This window comes from Limnoglobus sp. (assembly GCF_059499385.1).
Genome location: NZ_JCABYM010000051.1, coordinates 66,652 through 73,493, shown reverse-complemented (window position 1 = coordinate 73,493; position 6,842 = coordinate 66,652). Strand labels below are relative to the sequence as shown.

General features: G+C 68.4%; 2 protein-coding genes and 1 tRNA gene. 2 read left to right on the top strand and 1 reads right to left on the bottom strand.

Annotated elements, in window-relative coordinates:
- Nucleotides 1-106: 106 nt before the first annotated feature.
- Nucleotides 107-976: a fumarylacetoacetate hydrolase family protein gene (locus AC5JJ2_RS10120; protein WP_495857862.1), complete on the bottom strand. Its 870-nt coding sequence runs from the start codon at nt 974-976 to the stop codon at nt 107-109.
- Nucleotides 977-1,067: 91 nt separating this feature from the next.
- Here AC5JJ2_RS10120 and AC5JJ2_RS10115 point away from each other — a divergent pair.
- Nucleotides 1,068-1,139: transfer RNA gene (locus AC5JJ2_RS10115), tRNA-Asn, on the top strand.
- Nucleotides 1,140-2,061: 922 nt separating this feature from the next.
- Complete coding sequence (locus AC5JJ2_RS10110) at nt 2,062-6,792, top strand: protein kinase domain-containing protein (protein WP_495857861.1); 4,731 nt, start codon at nt 2,062-2,064, stop codon at nt 6,790-6,792.
- Nucleotides 6,793-6,842: the final 50 nt, after the last annotated feature.

Here is a 6,842-nt window from a genome sequence, read left to right as displayed (position 1 = left end):
TGTTTGGCCGTGGTGGGTTGTGGCGCCCCGCGCCTTTTTGGGGGGGGGGGGGGGGGCCGGCCCCCCCGGGGGGGGGCCCCCCCCCCCCCCCCACCACCCTACGTACTTAAGCGGCCGCCACGACCGGGTTCTTCAGCACCCCGATGCCGTCGATCTCGACCTCGCACACGTCCCCGGCCTTCAGCAGCACCGGCGGCTTGCGGGCGATGCCGACGCCCGGCGGCGTGCCGGTGAAGATCAGGTCGCCCGGCTCCAGCGTGATGACCTGCGTGATGAACGCGAGCATCGCCGGGACCTGGAAGATGAATTCCTTCGTGCTGGAGTTCTGCATCGTCTGGCCGTTCAGCCGCAGTTGAATCTTCGCGTTGTGCGGGTCGAACTTCTCGTCACTGGTCACGATCCACGGCCCGGTCGGGGCGAACGTGTCGAACGTCTTGCCGATGGTCCACTGCTTCTCCTCGCCGCGGAACTGCCAGTCGCGGGCGGACACGTCGTGCCCGCACGTGTACCCGCCGACGTACTGGAACGCCGACGGGTCGTTCGGTACGTTCGTCGCCGTCTTGCCGATCACGATCACAAGCTCCGCCTCGAAGTCCACCTTATCGGCGACTTTCGGCAGCTTGATCGGGTCGCCGTGCGCGACGATGGTGTTCGGGTACTTCGCGAAGATGACCGGCTCCGTCGGGATCGCCTTGCCGCCCTCGATGGCGTGGTCGCGGTAGTTCAGCCCGACGCAGACGATCTTGCCCGGCTTCGGGACCGGCGCGAGCAGCTTCACGGCGTTGGCCTCGTACCTGACGGCGCTCGGGGCGGCCGCCGTGGCGGCGACGGCCTGCCGGACGGCCGGCGACGCCGCAAGGATGTTCTTGGCGCAGCTCGGCAGCCCCGGATCGGTGGCGTGGACGTCGACGAAGTGATCGCCGGCAACGACGGCGGCCCGCGGGCCGTGTGGGGAGAGGATGGTCGCTAACCGCATCGTGAGGCTCCGGTGGGTGGTGGGGTGGTATTGAATGACTCCCCTTGCTGCTGGGCCAGTTGTCGCCTATAAATCCGGTGTCGAGAGACATTCCTCTGTAGCTCAGCGGTAGAGCAGCCGGCTGTTAACCGGCGGGTCGTAGGTTCGAATCCTACCGGAGGAGTTCGTCAGCCGGGCTGCGGAACGTCGCACCCGCGGGTTAACACAGACGGCCGAGAGCGGGTGCTCTCGGCCGTCCGCATTTCCGGCCTGATTTCAAAGCACTTCTCGCGTTTCGCGAGACTCTCGCCGACTCTCCAGTTCGGGCTGTTCGACCCGGGGTCCGAGGCGAAACGGCCGGGTTCGTCTCGCACCCCGAGACGAACAGAGAAAAACTCTCGAACTCTCTGCAGCCCCCGACCGGCGGGTTAACAGCACATCCCGCTTCAGGCCGGGCCCCAGGCCCTAAATGCGGTCTCCGGGAGAGCCCTGAGCAGCCGCCCTTGACCTCGAATCTCCAACCTTCTTTAAGCAAGGCGCGGTCCGACCACCGGCGGTCGGCCCCGTTGGTTTTTGTCCCGGCCAAGGCGGCCGCAACCACACCGGTAGTTGGGCCGGAATTGGACGAAGGCCGACCCGAGTCCGTGTCGAACTCAGCTCTTATATCGTTCTTCCGTCCGCATGTAGGACAACCGTTCGCCCTAGGCGACTAGCAGAACCTCTGGAACTTGCTAACTCAGATCGCCCTGAACAAACTCTGGAACTGGGTTCGAGGTTCTGGGACAGAAAAGAGACGCTGCCATCGAGTTTTCGCGGAAGGGGTCAAGCCGGGCGAGGGACCGGACGCTGCGGCGTTCGACGGCCTCGCCGGTGGCTGAGACCGCGAATTATTTCAACCCCTCGCGTGAGATGCAGCCCCGCGGCTGAACTATACTTCAAAGGGTGAGATCTATCCCCTAACTCGCGTGTGATGGTGCGTATTGGTAAGTTCGTACCGTCACGTGTCCTAGACGAATCATGCCCTTCGGGGCAGGAGTCCCCCGCGCTAGGTTTCCGTCCTCCGACGGCCCCGCCGCGCGGACCGGTCGGTGAAGAGGCTCTATACGATGCCGGTCCCCATCCAGTGCCCGAACCCCGCCTGCGGCAAGGTGTCACTCGCCCCGGACGAGTTCGTCGGCCGGTCTGTCCGGTGCCGGGTATGCGGCCGGCAGTTCTCAGCAAGGCCAACGCTGGACGGCGGGCCGGCGGACACCCGGCCGGTCGTCAAGGCTGATGACCCGTTCCCCAAACTCCCGGCGGAGTTCGGCCGGTACCGCGTCCTGCGGCGGCTCGGCCGCGGCGGCATGGGGGCCGTCTACCTGGCCGACGACACCGCCCTCCGCCGGCACGTGGCGTTGAAGCTCCCGACGTTCGCGGCCGGCGAGTCGCCGCAGCGGGTCGAGCGGTTCCTGCGGGAGGCGCAAGCCGCCGCCGGGCTGGCCCACCCGAACGTCTGCACCGTGTTCGACGTGGGCCGGCAGAACGGGCGGCCGTTCATCACGATGGCGTTCATCGACGGGAAGCCGCTGGACGCCGAGATCGACCCGGACCGGCCGATGCCGGAGCGGCGGGCGGCCGACCTCGCCCGGACCGTCGCCCGCGCGCTGCAGGCGGCGCACGACAAGGGGATCGTCCACCGCGACCTGAAGCCCGGCAACGTGATGGTGACGCCGGCCGGCGAGCCGGTGGTGATGGACTTCGGGCTGGCCAAGCGGGTGGCCGACCCCGAGGCCGACGCGCAGGAGGCGAAGCTGACGCACGCCGGGGCGGTCCTCGGCACGCCGAGCTACATGGCCCCGGAGCAGGTCCGCGGGGAGGTGGACAAGATCGGCCCGGCCGCGGACGTGTACGCCCTGGGCGTGGTGCTGTTCGAGTTGCTCACCGGCCGCGTCCCGTACCGCGGGGCGGTCGGCATGGTGATGGGGCAAATCCTGACCGCCCCGGTGCCGCCGGTGGCCGAGTTCCGCCCGGACGCCGACCCGCGGCTGGCCGCGATCTGCCGGCGGGCGATGGCGAAGGAGGTCGGCGACCGGGTGCCGTCGATGACGGCGTTCGCGGAAGCGTTGGACGAGTACCTGCGGGCGACCGACCCTACCGTCAGGGCGAGCCGGTCGGCCGAGGTTCTAGCACTGCCGCCGGCGGCCCCGCCCGCCGCCCGCCGCCGGTGGCCGCTGGTCGCCGGCGGGGTGGCCGCGGCCCTGGCGCTGGTCGTCACCGTCGCTCTGTTGTTGACCGATCGCCCGAAGCAAAGCGAGGCAACGCCCGAACGGAACGAGCCGGTCGCCAAGACCGACGACGCGCGACCGGTGGTCGCGCCGCCGGTCGCGGCCGGGCCGCCGCCGTCCGACGGGTTCGTGCCGCTGTTCAACGGCAAGGACCTGACCGGGTGGCGGCGGGCCAGGGCCAGTCTCACGGTGAATTGGGCCGTCGAGACCGGCGTGCTGGTCGGAAAGGGCAACGACGGGCCGGGCAAAATGGTCACGGAGCGGGACGACTTCGGCGACGTCCACGTTCGGGCCAAGGTGCGGGTGAACGACGGCGGGAACAGCGGGCTGTTGGTGCGAACCGGGCTGCCCCGCGAGGACGACCGACACGGGTACTTCGTGCGGTTGCGGAACGCCCCGGCCGCCAACCCGAACCGCACCGGCAACCTGTACCGTAGGTCGAGCGAGCAAGTCGCCACCGCCCCGTCGGGTGAAGCCACGGCGACTGGGTGGTTGAACTTGGACGTTATCGCGGAGGGCAATCGGGTCCGGGTGTTGGTGAATGGCACGCCTACTGCCGACTACACCGACCCGGACCGGCTGCACGCCCGCGGGCGGATCGGCTTCCAGGTTTTCCAGAACACCGTTCTCGAGATTGCGTCGATCGAGGTGAAGGAACTGACGCCGCCAACCGAATCGACGACGGCCCCGGCGTGGCAGGATGTGTTCACGGAGGGGCACGTCCGCCTCAAAAAGTACGACTTCCAGACCTCCGGCCGCTTTGACGGTGATCACGAAAGCATCCGTTGGAAGGTGACGGACGGGTCGTGGCGGGGACCGCAAGGGCGAGACAGCAGCCTCATCTTCCGCGACGAGCAGTTGCCGTTGAGCACCCAAGGGCAGGAGATCGAGCTAACCGCCCGCGGGCTCGCCGGCGGGTTGCTGAAGTGGCGCAGCAAGGAGCGTGACGAGTGGTCACGGACCGGGTATCGTCTGCTCTTCAACAGTGAAGGCAGCGGTCTCGCCAAGTTGCAGAAGTTCCGGACCCGCTTCGCCCCGCGGGTCGACCAGATCGACGACCTCGGGTCCGCGGAAGCCCCCCCGGCAGATGCCAACGTCCGCGTCAACGTGGTCACGTTCGGGGACCGCATCCAGGTGTTCTTCGACGGCGTCAAGAAAATCGATGCCGGCGATCGGTTCGGCACGCCGTTCGGCGACGGTAGCGTCGAGGTCATGGCCAACGCCACCAATCAGTTCGCGATCCACGCCCTGCGGATGCGGGAGGTCAAATCGTCGCCGCCCGGCCTTCCCGTGGTGACCGGGCCGAAGCCGCTCGCCGCCCTCGACCTGTCCAAGCTGCACGGCCGCACGTTCGACGGCATGTCGGCGACGTTCGCCGCCGATCGGCTGACCGTCCGCCGCACGGCCGCCGGCGGGTACGTCCCGCTGGTCATCGACCCCGCCGTCACCCTGCCGGACGAGTTCACGCTGAAGGCCCGCGGCCGGGTCACCGGCGGCCCGTTCGACGAGTGGAAGCTCATCCTCGGGGACGGCCCCGACGGGTACCACCTGAACGTGCTGGCCGACGGCGGCAACTGCTTCCTGAACGACGGGAAGGGCGGCGGCGTCCGGCGCGCGTGGACCGGCAAGCCGGGCCCGCGGCCGGCGGACGGGCTGGACGAGATGGTCGCGGTCGTCCGGGGCGACCGGCTGGACGTGTTCGTCAACGGCGGCCGCGTGCTGGAGGGCGTCCGGTTGCCGGCCAAGCCGGCCGGGCGGAAATTCGGCCTGTCCGTCTACAAACACCGGGCGGCCGACACCACGACGGCGGAGTTCGCGGAGGTGACGCTGCACCCCGCCACGCTCCCCGTCGGTGAAACCCCCAAGTTGCCGGACCTGACGGGGGTGAAGCCGCTATTCGCCCACGATTTCCGCGACCCGAAGACCACGATCGACGGCAAGCCGATCAAGCTGGAAGGCGGAAAGTTCGTCATTCGACACAACGGCAGGGCATCGGGGTACGACGACACGCGGGATTTTGGTCGCATCCCGGATCAGTTCGTTGCGACCCTCGTGGTGCGCCTGGTCGCGCCGTTCGAAGGGCAATTGTTCTGGCATTTCAACGCGGTCGACGATCCGAAGACAAGAACTTCGTTCAAGTTCAAGGGCAACGGTATGTTTGTCCAGCAATCGGCGATGGGGCAGCAAATCGGGTCGTTCCACCAAGGCCACTTCAAAAACGGCCCGTTCAAACCTCCGGGGGAAGTCAACGAGGTGACGGTGGCCGTTCGCGGCCGGCGGTGCGAAGTCTACGTGAACTATCTGTTGGCAGGCCCCCCCCTGGAGTTGCCGAACGCGATCGGCCCTGGGAACATCGGCTTTTGGTTGTGGAGGGAAGAGGGGGTTTCCCTTCCGGCCGTGGAACTCGAATCCCTCACCGTCTGGCCGTTGCCGACGGCCACGCCGCCTCCCGCCCCGAAGGCCGTCCCGGCCGGCGACACGCAGGCGGCCGTCCTGGCGGCGCTCAAGGCCGATCCGAAAGACCCGGTCGCCAACCTTTCCCGCGGGAAGCACCTGGCCCTGACCGAGTTCAAGTGGGACGAGGCCCTCGCCTACCTGGAACTCGCCGACGCCGACGGGTGGAAGGCGGCGGCCCGGGCCGAGCAGGCGGCGGGCATCCAGGTCGGGCCGCTCCGCACCGCCGGGGACGCGTGGTGGAAGCTCGCCGACACCCTTGCGGGTCGCGAGCAGTACGTCGTCCGCCGCCACGCCGCCGACGTGTACCTGAAGGCCATCCCGACCAGCGGCGGGAGCGAGAAGGAGCCGAACCTCGAACGCATCCGGGCGATCTACGGCCCCCCGGACACGAGCAAGGTGAAGCCGGTCCTCGACCTCGACTTCCGCAAGGCGGCGGACGCGGCCAAGGTCGGGAAGAAGATGGACGGCGGGGCGACGGCGGAGGGGGACCGCACGGGGCTCAAGGTGTCCGTACCCGCGCTGACGCTCACGACAACCAACCCGCTCGGCAAGGTCCCGAAGGAATTCGTCCTTCAAGTCGTCGGCCGGCCGACCGCGGCCAACCCGGTCTTCGCGACCTACCTCCAGTTCCTCGGCGTGCGGTGCGTCGCCCCCGACCTGTCGTCGTCCGCCGTTCGCGTGTCGGGCCCGCCCAAGAACACCAACGTCCGGACGCTGGCGACGTTCGACGAGTACGAGCGCGCCGTCCTCCGGCACGACGGGAACCGGCCGCTCCGGTTCATCAACAGCATCCCCCACGTCCGCCGCACGCCCGACGCGTCCGACGTCGTCACGGTCGTCGTCAAGGGCGGGTGGGTAGAGTGCTACCTGAACGGCGTATTGATCAGGTGGTACGTTCCCACGTCCCGGAACGAGCTGCGGTATGCCAACTCGGTCAAGCTCGCGCGGCCGGCCGAATCCCACGAGGTCGAGCTGCTGTTCGACAACAACATGACGGCTGCCGGCCAGTACCTGGTCGAGTCGCTGAAGGCGTGGCCGGCGGACGGCGTGCAGTCCTTCTACGAGCGGAACGAAGAGGGCAACCGGGTTGGTCGGAATTTTTTCGGGATTCCGTGAGGGGTTCCCGGCGGGGTTTCCCATCCGAGGGGTGTAGCCGCCCAATTCGG